This is a genomic window from Pedobacter sp. JY14-1 (assembly GCF_029269825.1).
Lineage (GTDB): Bacteria > Bacteroidota > Bacteroidia > Sphingobacteriales > Sphingobacteriaceae > Pedobacter.
The window spans coordinates 666092-687617 of sequence record NZ_JARJHU010000005.1 but is presented as its reverse complement, the minus strand read 5'-3'; the positions used below and the strand labels follow the sequence as shown (position 1 = coordinate 687617).

Below are 21526 nucleotides of genomic sequence, written 5' to 3'. Positions count from 1 at the left end.
GTCGGCAAATCTAATTATTTTTTTAAATAATAGGCCGTCTATTGGATTTTTTCTTATAAGCGGTTTCAGGGCCTTTCCAAAGTGGAAAATGTAAAGGCCACATTATGCCGCTCATCTGCTTCATGCCGCTCTGAAGTCGTCTCTTTCCATTCCGAAGGTTCCAGCTCCGGAAAGTAAGCATCGCCCTCATAACTTGCATGCACAGTGGTGAGGTAAATGCAATCCGTCCGCGGTAAAGCCAGTTTATAAATTGCTGCACCGCCCACGATAAATACTTCCTCTTCACCAGCACAGAGGGCCAGCGCTTCGTCCACACTGCCCACAACCTCGGCGCCAGGCAGTTCCAGGTGTTTATTGCGGGTAATCACGATATTCCGGCGGTGTGGCAGGGGCTTGCCCAGGGAATCAAAAGTCTTACGGCCCATAATGATGGCATGCCCCCTGGTCATCGTCTTGAAATGTTTCAGGTCTTCCGGCAGGTGCCAGAGCAGTTCATTGTCTTTTCCGATGGCCCGGTTTTCGGCCATTGCTACGATAGCGGCTACCCTCATACCGCCACCTCGGCTTTAATGTGCGGATGAGGGTCGTAACTTTTCAGTGTAAAGTCCTCGTATTTAAAAGAAAAGATGTTGTTTACCTCCGGGTTCAGTTCCATCACCGGCAACGGCCTCGGTTCACGGCTCAGTTGCAGTTTTGCCTGTTCGATATGATTATTATACAAGTGTGCATCGCCCAGTGTATGGACAAAATCGCCTGGTTTCAGGCCGCAGACCTGCGCTACCATCATGGTTAGCAAAGCATAAGAAGCTATATTAAAGGGTACACCTAAGAAGATATCGGCGCTACGCTGGTACAGCTGGCAGCTCAACCGGCCCTCAGCTACATAAAACTGGAAAAAAGCATGGCATGGCGGCAGGGCCATCTGATCGACTTCGGCCACATTCCACGCGGAAACTATGATCCTGCGGGAATCCGGGTTATTTTTAATGGTGTCGACTACCTTCGTAATCTGATCGATATGCCCGCCATTCGGGGCAGGCCAGGAGCGCCACTGCGAACCGTATACCGGACCAAGGTTACCTTCAGCATCTGCCCATTCGTCCCATATGCGTACACCATTTTCCTTCAGGTACCGGATATTGGTGTCGCCGCTCAAGAACCAGATCAGTTCATGGATAATGGATTTCAGGTGCAGCTTCTTGGTGGTTACCATCGGAAAACCCTCCTGCAGGTTGAACCGCATCTGGTAGCCAAATACACTGATGGTACCCGTGCCCGTGCGGTCGTGCTTCTGCGTACCATATTCCAGCACATGCTGCATCAGGTCTAAATATTGCTTCATGTTTTAATTGATGTCTGGCTAATATAACCAGCCAGGTGAAATTTTACTACAAATGTTCAAAAAATCAGTGGATTTAATCATATTAGCGGTATCAACTAAATGTAAATTGTAGCAATGGATCAACAAAAACTGATCAGACAAGCAACCTTAAAGGATGCCGGCATTATCAGGACACTATTGGAGCAACTCAGATATCCGACAGATCCGGGTTTTATCGAACAACAACTGCCTAAAATGCTTGCCCATTCCGACCATGAATTGCTGGTCTGCGAATTTGAGCATGTCGTCGTGGCCTTTATGTCGATTCATTTCGTACCACAGATCGCCCTTGCCGGTGATTTTGCCATCGTCAGCTATCTCTGCGTCGATGAAGCGGTGCGTGGAAAGGGAATAGGTACGGAAATGAACAAATATGCTGAGTGGATCGCCCGGAAACGTGGTTGTGACCGCATCCAGTTGCACAGCAGCATCTGGCGCACCGAAGCCCATCAGTTTTATCTCGCGCAGGGCTACGAAGAATATCCGTTGTATTTCAGCAAAGCCTTGTAACAAGGTTTTACCTGACTTCCAGTGATTCGTGTTTTTGCGCTCATACTAATGATATCGGGATAGGCAGCTTTTTTGTATGTTTGCCGCCAGGTCCTGTAAGCCGGACCTATCTGAGGGTATGTTGAATTTCGCCAATTCCAAAATCAATCTTGGGCTGCACATTACGGCGAAACGTCCGGATGGTTATCATGACCTGGAGACTGTTTTTTACCCGGTAGGGATCTGTGATGTCGTTGAACTGACCGATCTGCCTGGCAAGGCAGCAACAGCTGGTCGGGATGAGCGCCAAAACCAGTTCAGGGTTTTCAGAACGGCAATACCGGGGGTATTGGACGATAACATTTGCCTGAAGGCTTTCTCGATACTTCAGAAGGATTTTAAACTGCCCGCGCAGGAGATCAGCCTGCTGAAGAACATTCCGGTAGGAGCCGGGTTAGGTGGCGGCTCTGCGGATGCAGCATTTATCGTAAGGCTGGCCAATGAAAAGTTTAAGCTGGGACTCAGTACATCTCAAATGGAAGATTATGTGCGCCCATTGGGGGCTGATTGCGCGTTTTTCATCAGGAACAGGCCGGTTTATGCAGAGGGAAAGGGTGATGTGTTCAGTCCGGTGGCACTTGATCTTTCCGCCTGGTATCTAGTGCTGCTGAAGCCGGAAATACATGTATCTACTGCAGAGGCTTATGGGGGAGTGAAACCGCTAAAGCCTGCTGTACCTTTGAAGGAGGTGATTGCGCAGCCGGTAACAGAGTGGCGGGAGCATCTGAAGAATGATTTCGAAGTTTCGGTATTTGCCCGTTATCCTGAGATTGCACAGCTGAAGGCTTCATTATATGAAGCCGGGGCGGTGTATGCGGCTATGAGTGGCAGCGGTTCTTCTGTGTTCGGGATTTTCAGGACGCCGGTAATATTGCCGGAATTAGCGCGCAAATGTGAGCTATTTTACGGAGTCTGAGGGTTACTGCTTCTGGTGAATGTCATAATTTGATGCACATTGCCATATATGCTTTCAATTCAGCAGATGTAGGTTCCGGGATCATGGTAAATGGCCGGAATTTGGTACATTTGTACATTATGGAAATCAATCTGATCCGCAAAAGCGGAAAATTTAATTTTGAGGCTGAAAATGCCTCGGGGTTTAAGGTGGAACTGGATGCGAAGCAGGAGATCGGGGGCGAAGGTAAAGGTTTCAGGCCGATGGAAATGCTCCTTGCAGGGCTGGGTGGCTGCAGCGGCATTGATATGGTGAACGTACTGACCAAACAGAAGGAGCCTCTGGACGATGTGAAGATCTCCATTAAGGCCACCCGGAGAGAAGAGATCCCTCAGATTTTCGAAGAGATCACAATTCATTTTGATCTTTACGGGGCGTTGAGCCCCCAAAAGGTGGAGCGTGCGCTGAGCATGACATTTGAAAAGTATTGTTCGGTATCAAATATCCTGGAGCGTTCAGCTAAATTGAAGTATACCTACGAGATTCATACCTGAAGGGATGCCCGATTCTGCGACTTACCGCGCAGCTATCTGATTTAAGAAACTAACTGACCAAAATTATATGCAGCAAGAAAATTTTGAGACCATTGCCATACGCCTCCAGGCGGAAAGGAGCCAGTATAAGGAGCATTCGGTACCGCTTTACCTGACCTCCAGTTATAAGTTTGACGATGCTGAGGACATGCGGGCGTTGTTTGCCAATGAAAAGGAAGGTAATGTATACAGCCGTTACGCAAACCCCAATACAGATGAGCTGATCCGTAAGATATCTGCTCTGGAGGGTTCTGAGGCCGGCTGGGCCACGGCCAGCGGTATGGCAGCGATCTTTACAACTTTTGCGACGTTTCTGAAATCGGGCGACCATGTGCTGTCGAGCCGTTCCGTATTTGGCTCTACGCACCAGCTGCTCAATAATGTGTTCTCTAAATGGGGTATTACCTATACTTACGCGGATTTGGACAAGCCGGAACAATGGGAACAGGGTATACAGCCGAATACGCGGATCATCTTTGTGGAAACGCCTTCCAATCCGGGCATCGACATCATCGACCTGGAGTGGCTGGGTAATTTTGCAAAGCAGTACGGCGCGCTACTGGTGATCGACAATTGTTTTGCAACACCTTACCTGCAGCAGCCCATCAGGCTGGGTGCAGATATTTCAATCCATTCGGCGACCAAGTTCATCGACGGTCAGGGCCGTACTTTGGGGGGGATTATTCTGGGTTCAAATGCACTGATCAGGGAGATCGAAGGTTTTGCACGGCACAGTGGGCCGGCGATGTCGCCGTTTAATGCCTGGGTGCTGTCTAAGAGCCTGGAGACGTTGGCGGTCCGTATGGACAGGCATTGTGAAAATGCGCTTAAGGTGGCGGAATTCCTGGAAAGTCATCCAAAAGTGAAAAAGGTGATGTACCCATTTTTGCCTTCGCATCCACAATATGCTATCGCGAAGAAGCAGATGCGTGCCGGTGGTGGTATTGTGACGCTGGTGCTGGACGGCGGTGTGGAAGCCGCGCGGTCTTTTATGGACGGCTTGAAGATGTTTTCGATCTCTGCGAATCTGGGAGATACGCGGTCTATCGCGACGCATCCGGCCACGAGTACGCATTCTAAACTAAGTGAGGAGGAAAGACTGCAGGTGGGTATAGAGCAGGGTACGATACGTCTTTCTATCGGTTTGGAGCATATTGAAGATATTCTGGGCGATATCAGGCAAGCGTTGGATTAGCAGCCGACATTGCTTGTTGTGCTCACGATACGGTTTCTAATTGCTGACCAACTCAGAGGCTGTTAGCTAATGTAGTCCCGGTCTTCATCGTCCAGCTCTTTTTTAGGAGCATTCTTATTACGGTCTTCGGAGTAATCCTGAAGGCCGTTTTTATCATAGGTGCTTACGGTAACGCGCGGGCGCCCTGCCCAGAAGCCCAATATGAAGCCGATAAGGGTGCAAATACCCACGACAAGCAACTTACTGATCGGTTTTTCAAAAAAGAGGAAGTCAAAGTTAACAGCATCGGTGTTGCTCATCAGGAACACGGTGATGATGGCGGTAAATGCGATGATGAAGATGGTTTTTGCGCTCATAGGATTTGTCTTTTACAGTGGAATTTAGCTTCTTTTTGATTCATTCGCCTCAAAAAAGTGAATTTTTTTATCAAAGTCGTTCATCCTCTTGCCGAAAATGAATTGATTAACCGTGTGTAGTCAAAAATAAATCTTTGTCAAAAATAACGCCGTCAAAAGCGGTAATTAAAAATAAATTCCAATATAGGGTTTTGATGGTAAATTCTATTGACGAAAACAAATCTTGCGCCAATGTCGGCGAGGGGCTGGTAGCGCAGCAGGTGCATGCTGCTCCGGAGTTCGAAGCCATAGGTTTTGGGTTGCGCCAGATTGGTTTCCGTGCCGATGTTCTCGTAGTGACAGAACAGGCCTGCCCTTAAGTTTTTTACGTAGGCGAGCGGGCCGATCTCGGCGTCGGGGAAGGCGAAAGGGAAGCGGTAGTTGAACAGCAGGGTGTTATTCAGTGCGCTGCGGGCCCTGATGTTGTTGTAGCCATATACGGTGTTGATCTGCTGCTCGTACCTGCGGATACCGCTGGCAGTCTGGTAATTGAAGTTGGCGAGGAAGGAATGATTATGCAGGATGCCGGGGAAGTACAGGAAGTTTTCGGTGGCGAAGATCCTGCCCTTTAGCTTGTCATCAAAAGGCTGGTGAATAAAGGTGAGCCTGAAGACCTGCCCCCACCTGGGTGCGATGTCACGCCCGGCCTGTCTCAGGCTGTGGGTAAAGGCGAAATTGTATTCCATGGGAAACCTGATGGTGCCGATGAAGTTAGCGGGCAGGTTTTCATATTGGTACCGGCTGGTGTAGCTGGTGATGGTGTTGAAGGAGAAACTGTAGCTGTGAGCAAGGGCGTTGATGCTTAGGGGCAGCGAGGCTTGCAACTGGATGGTGTTTTCCCGCCAGTCGCCTTGTTGCATGCCGGTTTTGCTGTTGTAAAAAGTACGAAGGGGGCGGTTGCGGTAGGTAGCCCGGATGATGGGATAGAATGCCTTGAAGCTGAAGCCGCTATAGTAATCAAAGCGGCGAATGTCGCGTTGATAGCCCGCGCCGGTAAAGAAGTCAAAGGTGCTGAGCAGGTTATTGGATTTGAGCTCGAAGCCGCCGCGGTATTCGTTTTCGATGAAAGGGCTGATGCTGTGGAAGTTCAAGAGGTTGCTGAGTGCAGGATAGGGTGTGGAGGGAAAGTTTTTGGCAGGGATGCTGTCAAAGATGTTTTGACCGGGTGTTTTTACTTCCTGGGTTATGGCTGCAGTAGCAAAGTTGACAAAGTGGTTTTCCGGGTTGGCCAGTGATGGTTGCTGATCGGTGGTGTCCTGCGGGGTTTCCCTGGTGAGGCCGGTCGCCAACTCCGCGATGTTGAAGCCATGGAGCGCGTAATCGCTGAACGTCAGTTTTTCCGTAGCATGGCCGTTATTTGCCGAGGGACTCTCGGGCGTTGCGTTAAATGCGCCGTATTTAGAGGCGCTCAGCGCGCTTATTTTTTTTGACGCGGTATCTAGCTTATAAATGTTATTGATCCCGTTGTAGTGGGCATTAAAAACGATGCAGCGGTTAAAATATATTGGCCTTCCCAGTTGCTGTCTGGTTTCAGCAATCATTTGCCGTTGCTTTCCGGTGATGCTGATCACTTCCAGGGATTTCCCTTTTTCGCTGACAGCGATGTAGGTGATCAGCTGTCCGCTGCTGTCGTAGGAGGGTGTCTGGAGGATCAGGTTGCGGGGATTGGGCAGTACGTTAAGGATCTTCCCGTTTGTGGCATCAAGCTCGACGAGACTGGACTGGTTGGAGAGGTCGATCTGTACGGCTACAATCTTGCTGCCGTCAGCAGAAAGCGAAGGAGAGAAAAGTCTGCTACGGGAGCTGAGTTTACGGTACTTCCGAGAAAGCAGATCATAAGTGCAGAGGACACTGTAGCTGCGTTGTTTGTACCGGGGATCGTAGCGGACTTCGTCCCAGGTAATCCTGCCGGCTGCGTAACTGAACCAGGGTTGCTCCTGGTAGGCGATACCGAAGAGGCGCTGCTCTTTTTTCGAATGGTCAATGATGACAAAATGGTTGGTTTCTTTCTTGCTCTCTTTGAGCGCAAGAATGCGTCCGTCGGGGAGCCTGACTGGAAGGTAATAACTGGTGGCGACGCCGATCTGGGGGTTGACTGCAGGGTAATCGATGCCATGGGACTGTGCGGCTTGTGTCTGCCAGTATTTGCGAATGGTATCTGTGGTTTGCAGGAACCATTTCCTGGAGCCTTTGCCGGTAAACTTGCGGAGGCTGTTGGAAAATGGGTATAGCCGTAGCGGCCGGCGGCGGATGTCGGAGAGGACGCTGTCAAAAAGAATAGCGCCTTCGGCCTTTCTCATGTTGGCGGTCATGAGGTAGCCAAGCTGATAGTAACCGGGAGTGACATCTTTGTCCGATCCGAAGTAGGCTTTGGAGTAACTGATTTTTTTTCCTTCGAGCAGGGTGGTCCGGTAGGGCATGATCCATTCGGGTTGCCGTCCGCGTCCCGATTGGGTGAGTGTAGTTTCGGTGATGACAGCGTCGCCTTCGAAGAACCAGGTGGGGATGCTGAGGCCAAACCAGGCGAAGTAAATTTCCTCGGGGAATGGGAAGGCTCTGCCGCCGGTCAGTTTATCGAACTGGGCGACGTGCCGGAGCTCATGAACAGCCAGGTTGTTGAGCCAGTCCTGGCTATCGAAACCCTGGGGTGGGGTGCTGTAAAATTCTGACTTTTTCGGGGCAAGTCTGACGAAGCCGTTGGCTACTACGCCGCGGTTCTGAAGCAGGAGTGAGAGGGTAGTTTTCTGTTGTCCGAGACTGTACCCGACACGGGGATAAATGGTGCTCAGCGTAGTGGCCATTCTGTTGGCTTCCTTTTCAAGTTCTAGGGGAAAGATGATGCTGAACCCATCAGCCTTTATCTGACGCCATTTTACACTAAGTGGGTTCTGTTCCTCACCAAAAATCTGTGCAGACACTTGTTGTGAAATTGTACTTAATATAATAATTGTAATTATATTGATTTTTAATGATTTGTATATTGTGATATGATGCATTTAATTGTTATGCTAAAAATATTAGTTTATTTCGATAGTCTGGAGCGGTTACTAGGTTTATTTTTAATTTATATTTTTGTATTTAAAATATTGAATAACAAATGCTTATTTATTATTATTTGTTTTTGAGTATCAGTATTAAATGCCGTTTTTTTATATTGTTTTATGGTGGTTTTCCTGCCGGTGTATGTTTTTTGTATCATTAGTTGCGTTGCTGATGAAGATACACTAATTGTACCGGAATTAAAATAAAATTCCGGTACAATGAGCGGGAGATGTATGCTCAAATTCAGATCGGAATTGTTGATTTTCCAGGTAATTTTTGTCTTTCCTGCTGTACCTTACAAGGTGTTTTTTTGAAGCTTCCAGGTCAGCAGAACCGGGTATTACTAAGGTTAAAAATGAGTACCTTGGAATGTATTTCTGCTATCTGGGAGCTGGCGATTTTTATGATGGTCAGCAGATGTTTTTAATGATGGCCTGATGTTTTTTTCAGTGACAGGTTGTTAGTTATACCAGGGCAGATCGGTTGTTTTTTCGTCATGATAAGCAAGGAATTATAGCAAAAATCGCGAAGGGAAAGAATAATAATTTGCCGGTTTCCTGATGTTGGAAAACCCGGAAAAGGGGAGCGGTTCTCGCCAAGAATGAAGTGGTGAAACAATAGAAAAGCAGCGATAAGACAATAATAAGTACTGCTTAGTGCTCAAGTTTCCTGTACTTTTTGTATACCGGGTAGAGGAAAACCGAGCCTAAAATCAGGAGGGCACCGAGGTAAAAACCGATGGACAGGGACTCTCTAGTGCCGAAGAAAATGAAGGCTAAAATAATGCCGTAAACAGGCTCCAGGTTGGTGATGAGCGCTACCCTGAAGGCCGATAATGTGCGCATTACGGCTACTCCGGCAACATAAGCCAGAGCGGTGCAAATGGTGCCGAGCAGGCCTAGGTAAAGCCAGTCGGTCAGAATCAAATCGAAACGTTCACTGGACAGTTCGCCGGTGCAGAGCCGGTATAAAGTGATCCAGATGAAAGCACCTGAAATCTCGTAAAAGCCGATAATCTTTGGGTCGCCTTTTTGCACCAGTGTGGAATTGATGATCGAAAACAGACTGGACCCAACAGCTGAAACAAGCCCGAGTATAATACCCAGCGTGTACCGGGATTCGAATTTAAAGATGAGATAAATGCCCAGAATGATGATCAGGCCGATGATCACGTCTGGGATCAGAATGGGTTGTCTTTTGATCAGTGGTTCTAAAATGGCAGTAAAAAGCGTAAAGGAAGAGAGACATACCAGCGTAACAGAAACTGTGGAAACCTTGATGGCGTAAAAGAACAATATCCAGTGTATCGCGACGATTGCCCCCGTAAAGAGGTATTGGAAGAACTGTTTTCTGCTGATCAGCAGACTGGTTTTACTGATGCTGAACCATACAAAAAGAGAAATGCTTGCTATCATGACCCGGTACCAGACCAGGTGGATGGCACTGACAGAAATCAAGGCGCCTAAGATGCCAGTGAAGCCCCAGATGAATACGGTAAGATGCAGGATAAGTAAATTCCTGGTCACGGCAGAAGTACTTGGAGTCATTGGGATCTATTTAGGTGCCTTTTTAAGCAGGTAAAGCCCCAGAAGGCCGAAGATCAGCGTCGGCGCGATCACAGCAAAGAGAGGAGGGGCACCACCCTTCAGGGAAAACATTTTGGCAAACTGGTTAAATACGATATAGGCGAAGCTGAGCAGGATGCCGATGCCCAGGGGCAGACCGACACCGCCGCGCACTTTACGTGAGGACAATGCAACCCCGATGAGGGTGAGAACGAATGCGGAAAGAGGATGGAAATAGCGTTTATACTGCTCGAAAAGCAGATCGTTCATGATACCTGTACCCCTGATCTTTTCTTTTCTGATCTTTTCTGAAAGTTCTTTGTTACTCAGGTTTTCATAGATATTGTCAAAGGCTGAAAAGTCATTGGGCCGCATATCGAGGACGGTATCCTTGGTTTTTCCTGTACCGTTGACGAAGGTTTCCTTCAGGCCATTGACATACCTGATAGAGTAGTTGCTGAGCTTCCAGTTGCGTTTAAGAGAATCCCAGCGGATCTCTTCAGCAACCAGCTTTTTGGTAAGGGTATCGCCTTTGAAATTGTCCAGGGAAAATTTGGTGCCTACTTTGGTCGCATTGTTGAAGTAATCCATGTAGATGTAGGTCTTGTCGTCCAGTTTCATATGGATGTCGCGTTTATTTACCGAGGCATTAGTCTTTACATAGGTGTTTTCGAAGCTGTTTTTGAGCTGATTGGTGTAGGGCAGGATGTACAGGTTAGCAGCAAGGTTGGCTGCGAAAATGATAAATGCGGATGCAAAATACGGAGCGAGGAATCTGTTAAAGCTAACACCACCGCTCAATATGGGCACAATTTCGGTCTGATCAGCCATTTTTGCCGTAAAAAATATCACAGCGATGAAGTTGATCAGCGGGGAGAGCATATTTACGTAAAAGGGAATGGAGCCAGCATAATAAAGGCTCACTACCTGCCAGAAAGTAAGGTTGGCCTTCAGGAAGTCGTCCAGTTTTTCTGAAAGGTCGAATATGATGATGATCACCACGAACAGGGTCAAGGTATACAGGAAAGTGCCTAAATACTTGCTGATAATGTACCAGTCGATGATCTTGATTCTGCCTCTCAGGAGTTTCATGGGATTTCTGGGAAAACCGGTTATAATTTATTGCCTAATATAGCGACCATTTTATTTTTCCAGGACTTAAATTCCCCGCTGATGATTTTTTCCCTTGCTTCGTTGACTAGCCATAGGTAGAAATGCAGATTGTGCAGTGTAGCGATCTGTGCGCCAAGAATCTCTTTCGAGTGCATAAGGTGTCTCAGGTAAGCCTTGGAATAGACCTGGTCTGCAAAAAGCTCACTTTCAGGGTCAAGGGGCGAAAGATCGTCTGCCCATTTCTTATTGGTGATGTTGATGATGCCGTTGCGCGTAAACAGCATGCCGTTCCTGGCGTTGCGGGTGGGCATGACGCAGTCGAACATGTCGATGCCCAGAGCGATGTTTTCCAGGATATTGACGGGAGTGCCTACACCCATAAGGTAACGCGGTTTATCGGCAGGAAGTATGTTGCAGACAACTTCTGTCATGGCGTACATTTCTTCAGCGGGTTCTCCAACGGAAAGGCCGCCAATAGCGTTACCTTCACGTCCCATGGAGGCGATGAACTCGGCGGATTTGACGCGGAGGTCTTTGTATACGGAACCCTGTACAATGGGGAACAAAGTCTGGCTGTAGCCGTATTTGGGAATAGTTTCATCAAATCGTGTGCAGCATCTTTTAAGCCAGCGGTGGGTCATGTCTACAGAGGCTGCTGCGTATTTATAATCGCAGGGATAAGGGGTGCATTCGTCGAAGGCCATGATAATGTCGGCACCTATGGTGCGCTGGATGTCCATGGCATATTCAGGCGTAAAGAGGTGTTTGGAGCCGTCAATGTGCGAGTTGAAGGTAACACCTTCTTCTTTGATCTTGCGTACTTTACTCAGGGAATAAACCTGATAGCCACCGCTGTCGGTAAGTATGGGCCGGTCCCAGCCATTGAATTTATGCAGCCCGCCAGCTTTTTCCAGCACTTCGAGGCCGGGCCTCAGGTAAAGGTGATAGGTATTGCCCAGGATGATCTGTGCCTGGATGTCGTCTTTCAGTTCGCGCTGGTGGACTGCCTTTACGGTCCCGGCGGTACCCACTGGCATGAATATCGGTGTCTGGATCTCTCCGTGGTCTGTGGTAATGGTGCCTGCCCTTGCCCCGGACTGTGGGTCTTTTGCCTGTAAAGTAAAATTCATTGTACGTAAATCGGTACAAAAATAGCAAAAAAGCGCCTGATTTTATCAACACGGGTCGGCATTACCGATTTAAAATGAGAAATTTGCGGCCTGTTTAAATTAAACCGTGGAACTAACCTTTGTCGAATACGGCCTGCTTGGCGGGCTGGTCTTTTGTTTTTTAATTCAGATTTATTTTACGCTGTTTGTGCATCTGAAGCTTGTTCTCAATCCGGTGGAGACCGATGATGAAGGTGGAGAAAGACCGCTTAGTGTTATTGTTTGCGCGCGGAATGAGGCGGCGAACCTCAGAGAATTCCTGCCTGCGGTACTGGAGCAGGATTATCCTGAATTTGAGGTGGTAGTGGTGAACGACCGTTCCTGGGATGCAACGAGGGAAGTGCTTGAGGAGTTTTCAGCGGTCTATCCGCATTTGAAAGTGGTGACGATCAATGAAAGCGGAAAGTTTATCGCGGGTAAGAAATTTGCGGTGACAATGGGCATCAAAGCGGCGAAATATGACTGGCTGGTGTTTACGGATGCAGACTGCGTTCCTGCTTCGGTATTTTGGTTGAGGAGGATGCAGCAGCCTGCTGATGAGGATACCGAAATCCTTCTGGGGTATTCGCCTTATGTGAAACGTGGCGGGCTGCTGAATGCGCTGATACGTTTCGAGACTTTTTTTACCGCGGTTAATTATTTGTCTTTTGCACTGAAGGGAATGCCTTATATGGGCGTAGGACGCAATATGGCATATAAAAAGACTTTGTTTTTTAAAAACAAGGGCTTTGCAAGTCATATGCACGTTCCTTCCGGGGATGATGATCTGTTTGTGAATGCGCACGCTACGGGGCGCAACACAGCAATACGCGTACACAAGGATACACAGGTCTGGAGTGTCCCCAAGACGACTTTTCTTGCTTATCTGAGGCAAAAAAAACGCCATGCGGGAGCCGGAAAGCTGTATAAAGGAAAACATAGGTTTGTGCTTTCGGTACAGGTCATTTTTCAGTTTCTGTTTTACGTGTTTTTTATGGCCTGTCTTTTTTTGCAACCTGCCTGCTATATTGCTGCTGGCATTTTCGCCTTGAGCCTGCTGATCCGCTGTTTTGTCTATCCTAGGCTGCTGAAGCGGCTTAACTACGGCGGGCTGTGCTGGTGGTTCCCGCTACTGGATATCCTCTTGTTCATTTTTCTCGTCTTTAATGGCTTTGTGTCTATATTTGTTAAAAAAGTGCAGTGGAAATAAAACCCGACATCATCTATAAATATTTTGAGGGGCTTTCTGAAGAGCAGAAGCAGCAGTTTGAGCAGTTGTATGCGCTCTACAATTTCTGGAATGCGCAGATCAATGTGGTATCCAGGAAAGATATCGATGAGCTTTATGAACGCCATATCCTGCATTCGCTGGGTATTGCGAAATTCTGCAGTTTCGTGCCGGGGACCAGGATACTGGATGTCGGTACCGGTGGTGGTTTTCCAGGCGTTCCACTGGCAATATTGTTTCCCGAGGTGCAGTTCCACCTGGTGGATTCAATCGGGAAGAAGATCAAAGTGGTCAGTGAGGTGGTTACTGGCCTGGGACTCAAGAATGTAAATGCTACGCATTCGAGGGCCGAACAGGTATCAGACAAATATGATTTTGTGGTGTCGAGAGCGGTAACGAGGCTGGTCGATTTTTATCCGTGGGTAAGGGGAAAATTTCTGAAGGAATCTAAGAATGCCCTGCCCAATGGTATTCTTTATCTTAAAGGAGGTGACCTTACGGAGGAAATAGCTGAATCACGCTTGAAAGCGGAGTTGTATCCGCTCTCAGCTTACTTTAAAGAAGCATTTTTTGAAACTAAGTATGTGGTGTATATACCGCAGTAGGAATTATTCCTTTTTCTTACCGACTGGCTCAGCATAGAAGAATTCTCCATCTTCCAGCTCAATGACACCGTCTTTGGCGGCTTCGCCGTATTTCTTGATGGTGGCTGATCAGCTAGGAGACGGGATTGAACCAACTAATCATCGTCGAAGATGCCGTTTAGGTAACTGACCTGCAGCGCCGGCAAGAGGAAGGACAGCAGGGTAGAGGTGATCAGAAAATACCTGTTCAGCGCATAGAAAGTTTCCCGGCGTAGAGGAGCCGGTAGAACCCGTAGAAAAGGGTCAGATAAAGATTTGCCTCGAGGAGGTAATTTAGCCAGGTCATCATGCTTTGTTTTTAAGTTTTTCCGCCAGCCTGATGAGTTCGTCCAGTTCGTCGATGTCCATATTCTTTTCTTTGACCAGGAACGAAACCAGGCTTTGGTAGGAGTTTTCAAAATAGTTGTTCATTACTTTATCAAATGCAAAGTGCCGGTATTGCTCTTCAGTGATCAGGGGGAAATAGATATGGGTGTTTCCGACAGCCTTGTGGCTCAGGAAGCCCTTTCCTTCCAACACCCGCATTACGGTGGATACAGTATTGTAGGCTGGTTTAGGCGGGTTCATCCGGTCGATGACTTCTTTAACCAGTCCTTCCTTCATTTCCCATAGGATCAGCATTACTTGTTCTTCAGCTTTTGTCAATTCTCTCATCGCAGTTACATATCGTTTATATGAAGTTGCTACTGTTTTTATAATTTGTAAACTATTTTTGTAGTTTTGTTTTAATTAACTGATTTACAGTTTTTTATTTTTTTAAGATAGGAAGAAGATACAAAATGGAATACATTATCTCATGAGTATTATTCATCAGATCGGTCTAACTCTGGTTGAAGGGGTGGGACATATTTACGCGAAGCAATTGTTAGCGCATTTTGGTTCAGCAGAGCTGGTATTTAAGGCAAATTTTGCCGATCTTATGGCTATTCCTGGTTTTCGGGAACCGGTCGCCAGGCGATTGCTTTCTCAAAATGCGCTGAAACAAGCGGAGACACAACTGAAATTTACCGAGCGGTATGGTATCCGGGTTTTTTCCTATACAGATGACGGTTATCCACGTCGTTTACGCAATTGCCCCGATGCGCCTGTTATCTTGTATTTTAAAGGCAAAGCAGATTTGAACTATTCCCGGGTGATCAGTGTGGTGGGCACCCGCATGGCTACTGAATATGGCCGGCAGCTTTGCCGGGTTTTGTGTGAGGAGTTAGCCGTTTACGATGTATTGGTTATTAGTGGACTAGCGTATGGTATCGACATTGCTGCACATCAGGAGTGTCTCAGGAATGGTATGCCTACCATAGGTGTTCTTGCACACGGGTTGGACAGGATATATCCGCCAATACATAAGCCGATAGCCGCTAAGATGTTGGAGGCCGGAGGTTTGCTTACTGAATTTCCTGTGTATACCGAACCTTTGCGTGGACATTTCCCACAGCGTAACCGGATTATTGCAGGCATGGCTGACGCAACAATTGTAGTAGAGGCCATAAAGAAAGGCGGGGCGCTAATCACGGCAGAACTTGCGGACTCCTATGACCGGGATGTATATGCTTTTCCTGGGCGGGTAGGTGACCGGAGTTCACAAGGATGTAATGCCCTGATCCGTTCAAACAAAGCGGTAATGATTACCTCCGCGGAAGATTTGATCTTTGAAATGGGCTGGGAAAAACGGAGGCTGAGCAAGCCGGTTGAGCAACCGGAGCTGCTTTCCGGTCTTACCGATGAAGAGCGCAGAATAGCGGAACAGCTGGAGTCAGGTCCTAAGCACATTGATGAACTGACAGGCTTAACTCAGTTTCCTCAGGGAATGCTGGCTATGTATTTGCTGGAGCTTGAGATGCGTGGCTTACTGGTTTCAATGCCGGGCAAGTATTATAGCCTGGTACTTCCAAAGGGCTAATAATATTCTGAATAATAGTATATTAAATTTGTAGTTTAAAATATAATACTTTTTTTAAAAAAAAATCGAATTAAAAATTTGTTATGTTTATATGATTTAAAATTATATTATTATTTGATTTCATTGTTTAATTTTATCTTATGTGGTATAACAACATTTTAGAGACGATCGGCAACACCCCGCTGGTGAAATTGAACAGCATCACCAAAGATATTACAGCTACAGTACTGGGCAAGATCGAAACGACAAATCCTGGAAATTCAATCAAAGATCGTATGGCGATCAAGATGATCGAAGATGCGGAACGTAGCGGAAAACTTCTCCCCGGAGGCACCATTATCGAGGGTACATCGGGCAACACTGGCATGGGACTGGCGATCGCGGCTGTAATTAAGGGATATAAGTGTATTTTTACAACCACAGATAAGCAATCCAAAGAAAAGGTTGATGCACTAAGGGCCTTCGGAGCTGAGGTCATCGTTTGCCCGACTAATGTGGAACCGGAAGATCCGAGGTCTTATTACTCAGTATCTTCCCGTCTTGAGAAGGAAGTTCCCAAGTCCTGGAAACCTAATCAGTACGATAACTTATCCAACAGCCAGGCTCACTACGAACAAACCGGTCCCGAGATCTGGGCGCAGACAGAAGGTAAGATCACACACCTGGTGGCCGGGGTAGGTACAGGTGGTACAATCTCCGGGGCAGGAAAATACCTGAAAGAACAGAATCCGGGTATCCAGGTGTGGGGTATTGATACTTATGGATCGGTCTTCAAAAAATACAAGGAGACAGGTATTTTCGATAAGGACGAAATCTACCCGTATATTACCGAAGGTATAGGTGAAGATTTTCTGCCTAAAAACGTGGATTTTCAGGTGATTGATCTTTTTGAAAAAGTCACGGATAAAGATGCTGCCCTGATGACCAGGGAAATAGCCAGAAGAGAAGGTATTTTTGCCGGTAACTCGGCAGGCGCGGCAGTCGCCGGCCTTTTGCAGCTAAGGGATAAGCTAAAACCTGAAGATATAGTGGTCGTCATTTTTCATGATCACGGGAGCAGGTATATGGGTAAGATGTATAACGAAGATTGGCTGCGGGAGCGGGGGTTCCTGAAGGATGAGAGATTGACTGCCTTATCGATTATCGCTAAAAAGGATAATTCTGAGATCGTAACAATAGACTGTGAGAAAATGGTACAGGATGCAATTAATACTATGCGCGTACTAAACATTTCCCAGATCCCGGTGACCCAGCATGGGATGGTTGTCGGCAAGCTTGAAGAACGGGATATTTTAATGGCGCTGATGGAAAACCCTTCCCTGAAATCTGCTAAAGTAGAAGAGATTATGACGACCGGTTTTCCTTTTGTAGATCTCAATACATCGATTGACCGTATTTCCTCGTTGATCAACAAGGAAAATAGCGCGGTACTGGTAGAAGATCAGTATGGTAAAATTGAGATCATTACACAATATGACATCATCAACGCCATTTCCGGTTAAAAAACTTAAGGGAGAACTTTTAAAGGTTCTAATGTCCCGGAGCTGACGCCTCTACGCGTTTAATTTGTGCACCTAGTGCCCTTAAGCGGATGTCGATATCCTGATAGCCACGTTCAATCTGTTCAATATTGAATATAGTCGATTTTCCCTCTGCCGAAAGTGCTGCAATAAGCAGGGAAACACCTGCACGGATGTCGGGAGAGGTCATGCTGATGCCTCTTAACCTGTATTTTTTGTCTATACCATTTACAGTTGCACGATGTGGATCACACAGGATAATTTGGGCACCCATATCAATCAGTTTATCTACAAAGAACAGGCGGCTTTCAAACATTTTCTGATGAATGAGAACATTGCCTCTGGCCTGGGTAGCCACTACCAATACGATGCTAAGTAGGTCAGGGGTAAAACCGGGCCAGGGTGCATCGGCGATGGTAAGCATCGATCCGTCTATAAAAGATTCAATTACATAGTGCTTTTGGGAGGGAATATAAATGTCATCTCCTTTCAGTTCGAATTTTATGCCCAGCTTACGGAAAACTTCAGGTATGATCCCCAGTTCCTGGTAGCATACATTTTTTATCGTTATCTCAGACCCGGTCATGGCAGCAAGACCAATGAACGATCCGATCTCGATCATGTCTGGCAACATGCGATGCGCTGTGCCACCCAGTTTTTCTACACCTTCAATGGTCAGCAGGTTTGAACCGATACCTGATATCTTTGCACCCATGCGGTTGAGCATTTTGCAAAGCTGCTGGAGGTAAGGTTCGCAGGCGGCATTGTAAATGGTCGTAGTACCTTTGGCCAGTACGGCAGCCATCACGATATTGGCCGTTCCGGTCACAGATGCTTCATCCAGCAGGATATAAGTACCTTTAAGATTGGTTGCATCTACATTGAAAAACTCCATTTTGGAGTCGTAGATAAATTTGGCGCCCAGCTTTTCGAAGCCCAGAAAGTGGGTGTCCAGTCTCCTACGACCAATTTTGTCACCACCCGGTTTTGGAATGGCTGCTGTTCCAAAACGTCCGAGCAATGGGCCAACGATCATGATGGAGCCTCTTAATCCTCCGCCTTTTGCCTTGAAACTGTCTGAAAGAAAAAATTTCAGATCAATATTTTTTGCTTCAAAGGTATAAGTGTCCTTAGACAAGCGTTCAACGACTACTCCCATGTCACTTAACAGCTCAATCAACTTGTTGACGTCCTTAATGTCAGGAATGTTGCTAATGGTTACTTTCTGATCGGTAAGCAGGACGGCCGCAATGATCTGCAATGCTTCATTTTTTGCGCCCTGAGGCTGTATTTCACCCTTTAATTTCTTTCCGCCTATGATTTCGAATGCATTCATCTGTTAGCTCTGTTAAAGATCTAGTACCTTTGTTTATTTTGCTTATTCTTATTCTTTTTCTTTTTTGCATTCCCTGGCTTGTTCTGCTGCATGGCCAAAGGCTTGAACTCTACTTTTGAAAGATTTACGCCTTCCTGAAGCTGAAGCTGTCCTTCTGACAATTCAGTCAGGTTTTTGATGATGGTTTCATCAGTGACGGTATCCTTGTTCCAGGTCACATAAGACATCTTCATGAAATTGGCAATGCCTTCAACCATTTCAGCCTTACGTTCAGGCTCATCTACTTCCTTGGCCTTTTCGATCAGCGCTTCTATGGTCTTGCCATAATGTTTGTATTTGATCTTTTGCTGAGGATACCCTATATGCTGTGGCCTGATCAGTGCAGCTTCCGGTTCCGGCTTAGGATAAGGACTGTCTACATCGATCTGGTAACCAGAAATGATATGTAGATGATCCCAGAGTTTATGTTTAAAATCGGCTACGTCACGCAAGTGTGGGTTTAAAAAACCCATCAAATCGATGACAGCTTGCGCATACCTGTTGCGTTCTTCCCGATCCGGGAGTTCGATAATGTATTTGACCATATTCTGCACGTTACGGCCATATTCTGCAAGTATTAACTCGTTTCTGGTGGTATTGTATTCGAAATTCATGTGTCTCAAATATAGATAGCTTATTTCACAATCCGCAACTTTGCGAACTTTAATAACAATTGCTTGTTGCCCATGCCAGGAAAAAATACAGTTGCCTTGATATCAGGCAGCGTGCCTTCCAGGCTAATGATCTTCCCGAAACCGAATTTCTCGTGTTCTACTTCCATGCCATTTTGGAATGCGCCGGCCGCATCAGGGCTGAAGCCGGGAGTGGGTACATGTGCTTTAGGTAGCAAGGTGGTCGTTTTCGGTCGCTGAACGGTTGTGTTACCCGTTCCTGGCGAGGATGAGGCAGGTTTGGGTTTGCTGAAGGTATCCCGTTGCTGAGACCAGCTTTTACGTTCCCCTTCAAAGGTGTCTGCGCCCAGGCTTTGCGCTGGTTTTGCGGTTTCTATTTCCAGATACCGGGCATTGATCTCATTGATAAAGCGGCTGGGCTCGCAACTGGTCAGTGTGCCCCAGCGGTATCTCGAGGTTGCATAAGTCAGCGTCAGTTTTTTTTCAGCGCGGGTAATGGCCACATAGAATAACCTTCGTTCTTCTTCGAGGTCGGTCCTGGAATTGAGACTCATTTGTGAAGGGAACAGGTTTTCTTCCAGGCCGACGACAAATACATTCTTAAATTCCAGCCCTTTCGCGGAATGAATCGTCATAAGCGATACAGTATCTTTCTCCTGATCGCCTTCACGGTCGTCGTTGGTCAGCAGGGCAATATCCTGCATAAATACGGCCAGGCTACGGTCTTCGATATCTTCACGCTCGGCAAATTCTTTAATACCATTCAGCAGTTCCTGAATGTTTTCATACCTGCTGCGGCCTTCAATACTGTCATCTGTATGGAGTTCTTTCAGGATACCGGAATGCTGGGCAATATAAAGCGCAGTTTCATAGGCATCCAGTTTTTTAGATTCTGCTGCAAAACTCTGGATGAGTAAAGCAAAATCGTTGAGCTGGCTGGCAATGCGGCCTTCAATATACATTTGCGGGTTGCAGATCACCTGCCACATCGTGATATCATGCTTATCTGCTGCCACAATGATTTTTTCCACTGTGGTGTCACCAAGACCCCGGCGCGGATAATTGATCACACGCTTGATGGCTTCCTCATCAGCAGGATTGAAGGTAAGTCTGAAGTAGGCGATCAGGTCCTTGATCTCTTTACGCTGGTAAAAGGAAAGACCGCCGTATATCTTATACGGTACGTTGAGTTTCCGTAGTGATTCTTCCATGGCCCTGGACTGGGCATTGGTCCGGTAAAGAATGGCGAAATCCTGATAATGCAGCCCTTTGAGCGAGCGCTCCTGTACGATGGCTTCGGCTACCAGCTTTCCCTCCTCGTTATCCGTAAAGGCCCGCTGCACCTTAATGCGGTCGCCCGGTTCGTTGGCTGAAAATACATTCTTTTCCAACTGGTTCTTATTGTTGGCAATGATGCTGTTGGCTACTTCTACAATATTTTGTGTGGAACGATAGTTTTGTTCCAGCTTATAAACCTGCAGGTCAGGGTAATCACGTTCAAAGTTCAGGATATTCTGGATATTGGCCCCCCGAAAAGCATAGATACTTTGGGCATCGTCACCTACGACACAAATATTCTGATAAGCCGCTGCGAGTTTTTTCACGATGGTATACTGCGAAAAGTTCGTGTCCTGATACTCATCCACCATCAGATACCTGAACTTCTGCTGATATTTGTATAATACTTCAGGATGGGTTTTAAGTAATACATTCGTTTTGAACAGGAGGTCATCGAAATCCATCGCCCCGGCCTTATAGCAACGTTTGGCATAAGCCTCATAGATTACCCCCAACTGCGGACGCTTGTTGCTGTTGTCTTCTGCCTGAATCTCCGGGCTCTCCATATATTCCGTATATGAAATAAGGTTGTTCTTTGCTGCTGATATACGGTTGTAAACGAAATTGGCATTATATAATTTATCATCCAGTTGCATTTCCTTCAGGACAGACCGGATCAGGCTCTTGCTATCGTCCGTATCGTATATGGTAAAGTTGGAGGGATAGCCTATTTTTTCCGCTTCTATACGTAATATTTTTGCAAAGACAGAGTGAAATGTCCCCATCCAGATATTTTTGGCCTCGTTGCCGACTACCTTCATAATCCGTTCCCTCATCTCTTTGGCAGCCTTGTTGGTAAAGGTAAGAACCAGGATATTAAAAGGATCGATGCCCTGCCGGATCAAATGCGCTACCCTGTAAGTGATCACCCTAGTCTTACCCGAACCTGCGCCTGCTACGATCATAGAGGGGCCTTGCGTATTCTCTACCGCCGCGCGCTGCTGGGAATTTAAACCTGCTAAATAATCCAAAATCTGCTTGCTGTTTAATATGCGAAATTGTCCTTGCTTTCC

At 46.8% G+C, this 21526-nt stretch carries 19 protein-coding genes; 8 read left to right on the top strand and 11 right to left on the bottom strand.

The window, feature by feature from the left end:
* Positions 1-65: 65 nt before the first annotated feature.
* Entirely contained in the window at positions 66-551 is a 486-nt protein-coding gene (locus P2W84_RS13490; RefSeq protein WP_276090666.1) for a dihydrofolate reductase, read from the bottom strand.
* A complete protein-coding gene (locus P2W84_RS13485) occupies positions 548-1342 on the bottom strand; it encodes a thymidylate synthase (protein WP_276090665.1) in 795 nt (264 codons plus the stop codon). Before P2W84_RS13485 ends, P2W84_RS13490 begins: the two co-directional genes overlap by 4 nt.
* Positions 1343-1456: 114 nt before the next feature.
* Between P2W84_RS13485 and P2W84_RS13480 the strand changes: the two genes are divergently transcribed.
* The 4 genes from P2W84_RS13480 to P2W84_RS13465 all read left to right on the top strand — a co-directional run bounded on the left by P2W84_RS13480 (position 1457) and on the right by P2W84_RS13465 (position 4613).
* Positions 1457-1891 carry a GNAT family N-acetyltransferase gene (locus P2W84_RS13480; protein ID WP_276090664.1) on the top strand — a complete coding sequence of 145 codons (435 nt, stop codon included), beginning with the start codon at positions 1457-1459 and terminating at the stop codon, positions 1889-1891.
* Positions 1892-2009: 118 nt separating this feature from the next.
* Positions 2010-2846, top strand: coding sequence for a 4-(cytidine 5'-diphospho)-2-C-methyl-D-erythritol kinase (gene ispE, locus P2W84_RS13475; RefSeq protein WP_276090663.1), 837 nt, complete (start codon positions 2010-2012; stop codon positions 2844-2846).
* A gap of 32 nt (positions 2847-2878) precedes the next feature.
* Positions 2879-3379 carry an OsmC family protein gene (locus P2W84_RS13470; protein WP_276090662.1) on the top strand — a complete coding sequence of 167 codons (501 nt, stop codon included), beginning with the start codon at positions 2879-2881 and terminating at the stop codon, positions 3377-3379.
* Positions 3380-3446: 67 nt separating this feature from the next.
* Positions 3447-4613: an aminotransferase class I/II-fold pyridoxal phosphate-dependent enzyme gene (locus tag P2W84_RS13465; protein ID WP_276090661.1), complete on the top strand. Its 1167-nt coding sequence runs from the start codon at positions 3447-3449 to the stop codon at positions 4611-4613.
* Between the two features lie 62 nt (positions 4614-4675).
* Here the strand turns inward: P2W84_RS13465 and P2W84_RS13460 are convergent, their stop codons facing one another.
* From P2W84_RS13460 to tgt, 5 genes are all read right to left on the bottom strand, one after another.
* The gene (locus P2W84_RS13460; protein ID WP_276090660.1) at positions 4676-4969 is read right to left on the bottom strand and encodes a LapA family protein; all 294 of its coding nucleotides are present in this window, start codon (positions 4967-4969) and stop codon (positions 4676-4678) included.
* Between the two features lie 152 nt (positions 4970-5121).
* Entirely contained in the window at positions 5122-7926 is a 2805-nt protein-coding gene (locus P2W84_RS13455) for a hypothetical protein (protein WP_276090659.1), read from the bottom strand.
* 777 nt (positions 7927-8703) lie between these two features.
* Entirely contained in the window at positions 8704-9597 is an 894-nt protein-coding gene (locus P2W84_RS13450) for a DMT family transporter (protein ID WP_276090658.1), read from the bottom strand.
* A gap of 6 nt (positions 9598-9603) precedes the next feature.
* Positions 9604-10707, bottom strand: coding sequence for an LptF/LptG family permease (locus P2W84_RS13445; RefSeq protein WP_276090657.1), 1104 nt, complete (start codon positions 10705-10707; stop codon positions 9604-9606).
* Between the two features lie 20 nt (positions 10708-10727).
* Complete coding sequence (tgt, locus tag P2W84_RS13440) at positions 10728-11858, bottom strand: tRNA guanosine(34) transglycosylase Tgt (protein ID WP_276090656.1); 1131 nt, start codon at positions 11856-11858, stop codon at positions 10728-10730.
* A gap of 106 nt (positions 11859-11964) precedes the next feature.
* Between tgt and P2W84_RS13435 the strand changes: the two genes are divergently transcribed.
* A complete protein-coding gene (locus P2W84_RS13435) occupies positions 11965-13086 on the top strand; it encodes a glycosyltransferase (RefSeq protein ID WP_276090655.1) in 1122 nt (373 codons plus the stop codon).
* Positions 13077-13709, top strand: a complete 633-nt coding sequence (gene rsmG, locus P2W84_RS13430) for a 16S rRNA (guanine(527)-N(7))-methyltransferase RsmG (protein WP_276090654.1) — start codon at positions 13077-13079, stop codon at positions 13707-13709. The genes P2W84_RS13435 and rsmG overlap by 10 nt, the downstream gene beginning before the upstream one ends.
* A gap of 324 nt (positions 13710-14033) precedes the next feature.
* On the opposite strand, the gene P2W84_RS13425 is transcribed toward rsmG, so the two are convergent.
* A complete protein-coding gene (locus P2W84_RS13425) occupies positions 14034-14402 on the bottom strand; it encodes a BlaI/MecI/CopY family transcriptional regulator (protein WP_276090653.1) in 369 nt (122 codons plus the stop codon).
* 142 nt (positions 14403-14544) lie between these two features.
* Between P2W84_RS13425 and dprA the strand changes: the two genes are divergently transcribed.
* Both dprA and P2W84_RS13415 read left to right on the top strand, forming a co-directional pair.
* A complete protein-coding gene (gene dprA / locus P2W84_RS13420) occupies positions 14545-15648 on the top strand; it encodes a DNA-processing protein DprA (protein ID WP_276090652.1) in 1104 nt (367 codons plus the stop codon).
* Between the two features lie 140 nt (positions 15649-15788).
* Entirely contained in the window at positions 15789-17150 is a 1362-nt protein-coding gene (locus tag P2W84_RS13415; protein WP_276090651.1) for a pyridoxal-phosphate dependent enzyme, read from the top strand.
* A gap of 28 nt (positions 17151-17178) precedes the next feature.
* On the opposite strand, the gene murA is transcribed toward P2W84_RS13415, so the two are convergent.
* Genes murA through P2W84_RS13400 form a run of 3 tightly spaced genes read right to left on the bottom strand, consistent with a single transcriptional unit; the run spans position 17179 to position 21484 of the window.
* Positions 17179-18504 carry a UDP-N-acetylglucosamine 1-carboxyvinyltransferase gene (gene murA, locus P2W84_RS13410; protein WP_276090650.1) on the bottom strand — a complete coding sequence of 442 codons (1326 nt, stop codon included), beginning with the start codon at positions 18502-18504 and terminating at the stop codon, positions 17179-17181.
* Positions 18505-18524: 20 nt separating this feature from the next.
* Positions 18525-19157, bottom strand: coding sequence for a DUF4290 domain-containing protein (locus P2W84_RS13405; RefSeq protein ID WP_276090649.1), 633 nt, complete (start codon positions 19155-19157; stop codon positions 18525-18527).
* A gap of 20 nt (positions 19158-19177) precedes the next feature.
* Positions 19178-21484, bottom strand: coding sequence for a UvrD-helicase domain-containing protein (locus P2W84_RS13400; RefSeq protein WP_276090648.1), 2307 nt, complete (start codon positions 21482-21484; stop codon positions 19178-19180).
* Positions 21485-21526: the final 42 nt, after the last annotated feature.

What these genes read in the sequence shown, in the direction of transcription:
- P2W84_RS13485 (WP_276090665.1), bottom strand. Translation starts at nt 1,342, where the DNA reads ATGAAGCAATATTTAGACCTGATGCAGCATGTGCTGGAATATGGTACG.
- dprA (WP_276090652.1), top strand. Translation starts at nt 14,545, where the DNA reads ATGAGTATTATTCATCAGATCGGTCTAACTCTGGTTGAAGGGGTGGGA.
- P2W84_RS13405 (WP_276090649.1), bottom strand. Translation starts at nt 19,157, where the DNA reads ATGAATTTCGAATACAATACCACCAGAAACGAGTTAATACTTGCAGAA.
- P2W84_RS13415 (WP_276090651.1), top strand. Translation starts at nt 15,789, where the DNA reads ATGTGGTATAACAACATTTTAGAGACGATCGGCAACACCCCGCTGGTG.
- murA (WP_276090650.1), bottom strand. Translation starts at nt 18,504, where the DNA reads ATGAATGCATTCGAAATCATAGGCGGAAAGAAATTAAAGGGTGAAATA.
- P2W84_RS13490 (WP_276090666.1), bottom strand. Translation starts at nt 551, where the DNA reads ATGAGGGTAGCCGCTATCGTAGCAATGGCCGAAAACCGGGCCATCGGA.
- P2W84_RS13425 (WP_276090653.1), bottom strand. Translation starts at nt 14,402, where the DNA reads ATGAGAGAATTGACAAAAGCTGAAGAACAAGTAATGCTGATCCTATGG.
- P2W84_RS13465 (WP_276090661.1), top strand. Translation starts at nt 3,447, where the DNA reads ATGCAGCAAGAAAATTTTGAGACCATTGCCATACGCCTCCAGGCGGAA.
- P2W84_RS13445 (WP_276090657.1), bottom strand. Translation starts at nt 10,707, where the DNA reads ATGAAACTCCTGAGAGGCAGAATCAAGATCATCGACTGGTACATTATC.
- P2W84_RS13470 (WP_276090662.1), top strand. Translation starts at nt 2,879, where the DNA reads ATGCACATTGCCATATATGCTTTCAATTCAGCAGATGTAGGTTCCGGG.
- ispE (WP_276090663.1), top strand. Translation starts at nt 2,010, where the DNA reads ATGTTGAATTTCGCCAATTCCAAAATCAATCTTGGGCTGCACATTACG.
- P2W84_RS13460 (WP_276090660.1), bottom strand. Translation starts at nt 4,969, where the DNA reads ATGAGCGCAAAAACCATCTTCATCATCGCATTTACCGCCATCATCACC.
- tgt (WP_276090656.1), bottom strand. Translation starts at nt 11,858, where the DNA reads ATGAATTTTACTTTACAGGCAAAAGACCCACAGTCCGGGGCAAGGGCA.
- P2W84_RS13480 (WP_276090664.1), top strand. Translation starts at nt 1,457, where the DNA reads ATGGATCAACAAAAACTGATCAGACAAGCAACCTTAAAGGATGCCGGC.
- P2W84_RS13450 (WP_276090658.1), bottom strand. Translation starts at nt 9,597, where the DNA reads ATGACTCCAAGTACTTCTGCCGTGACCAGGAATTTACTTATCCTGCAT.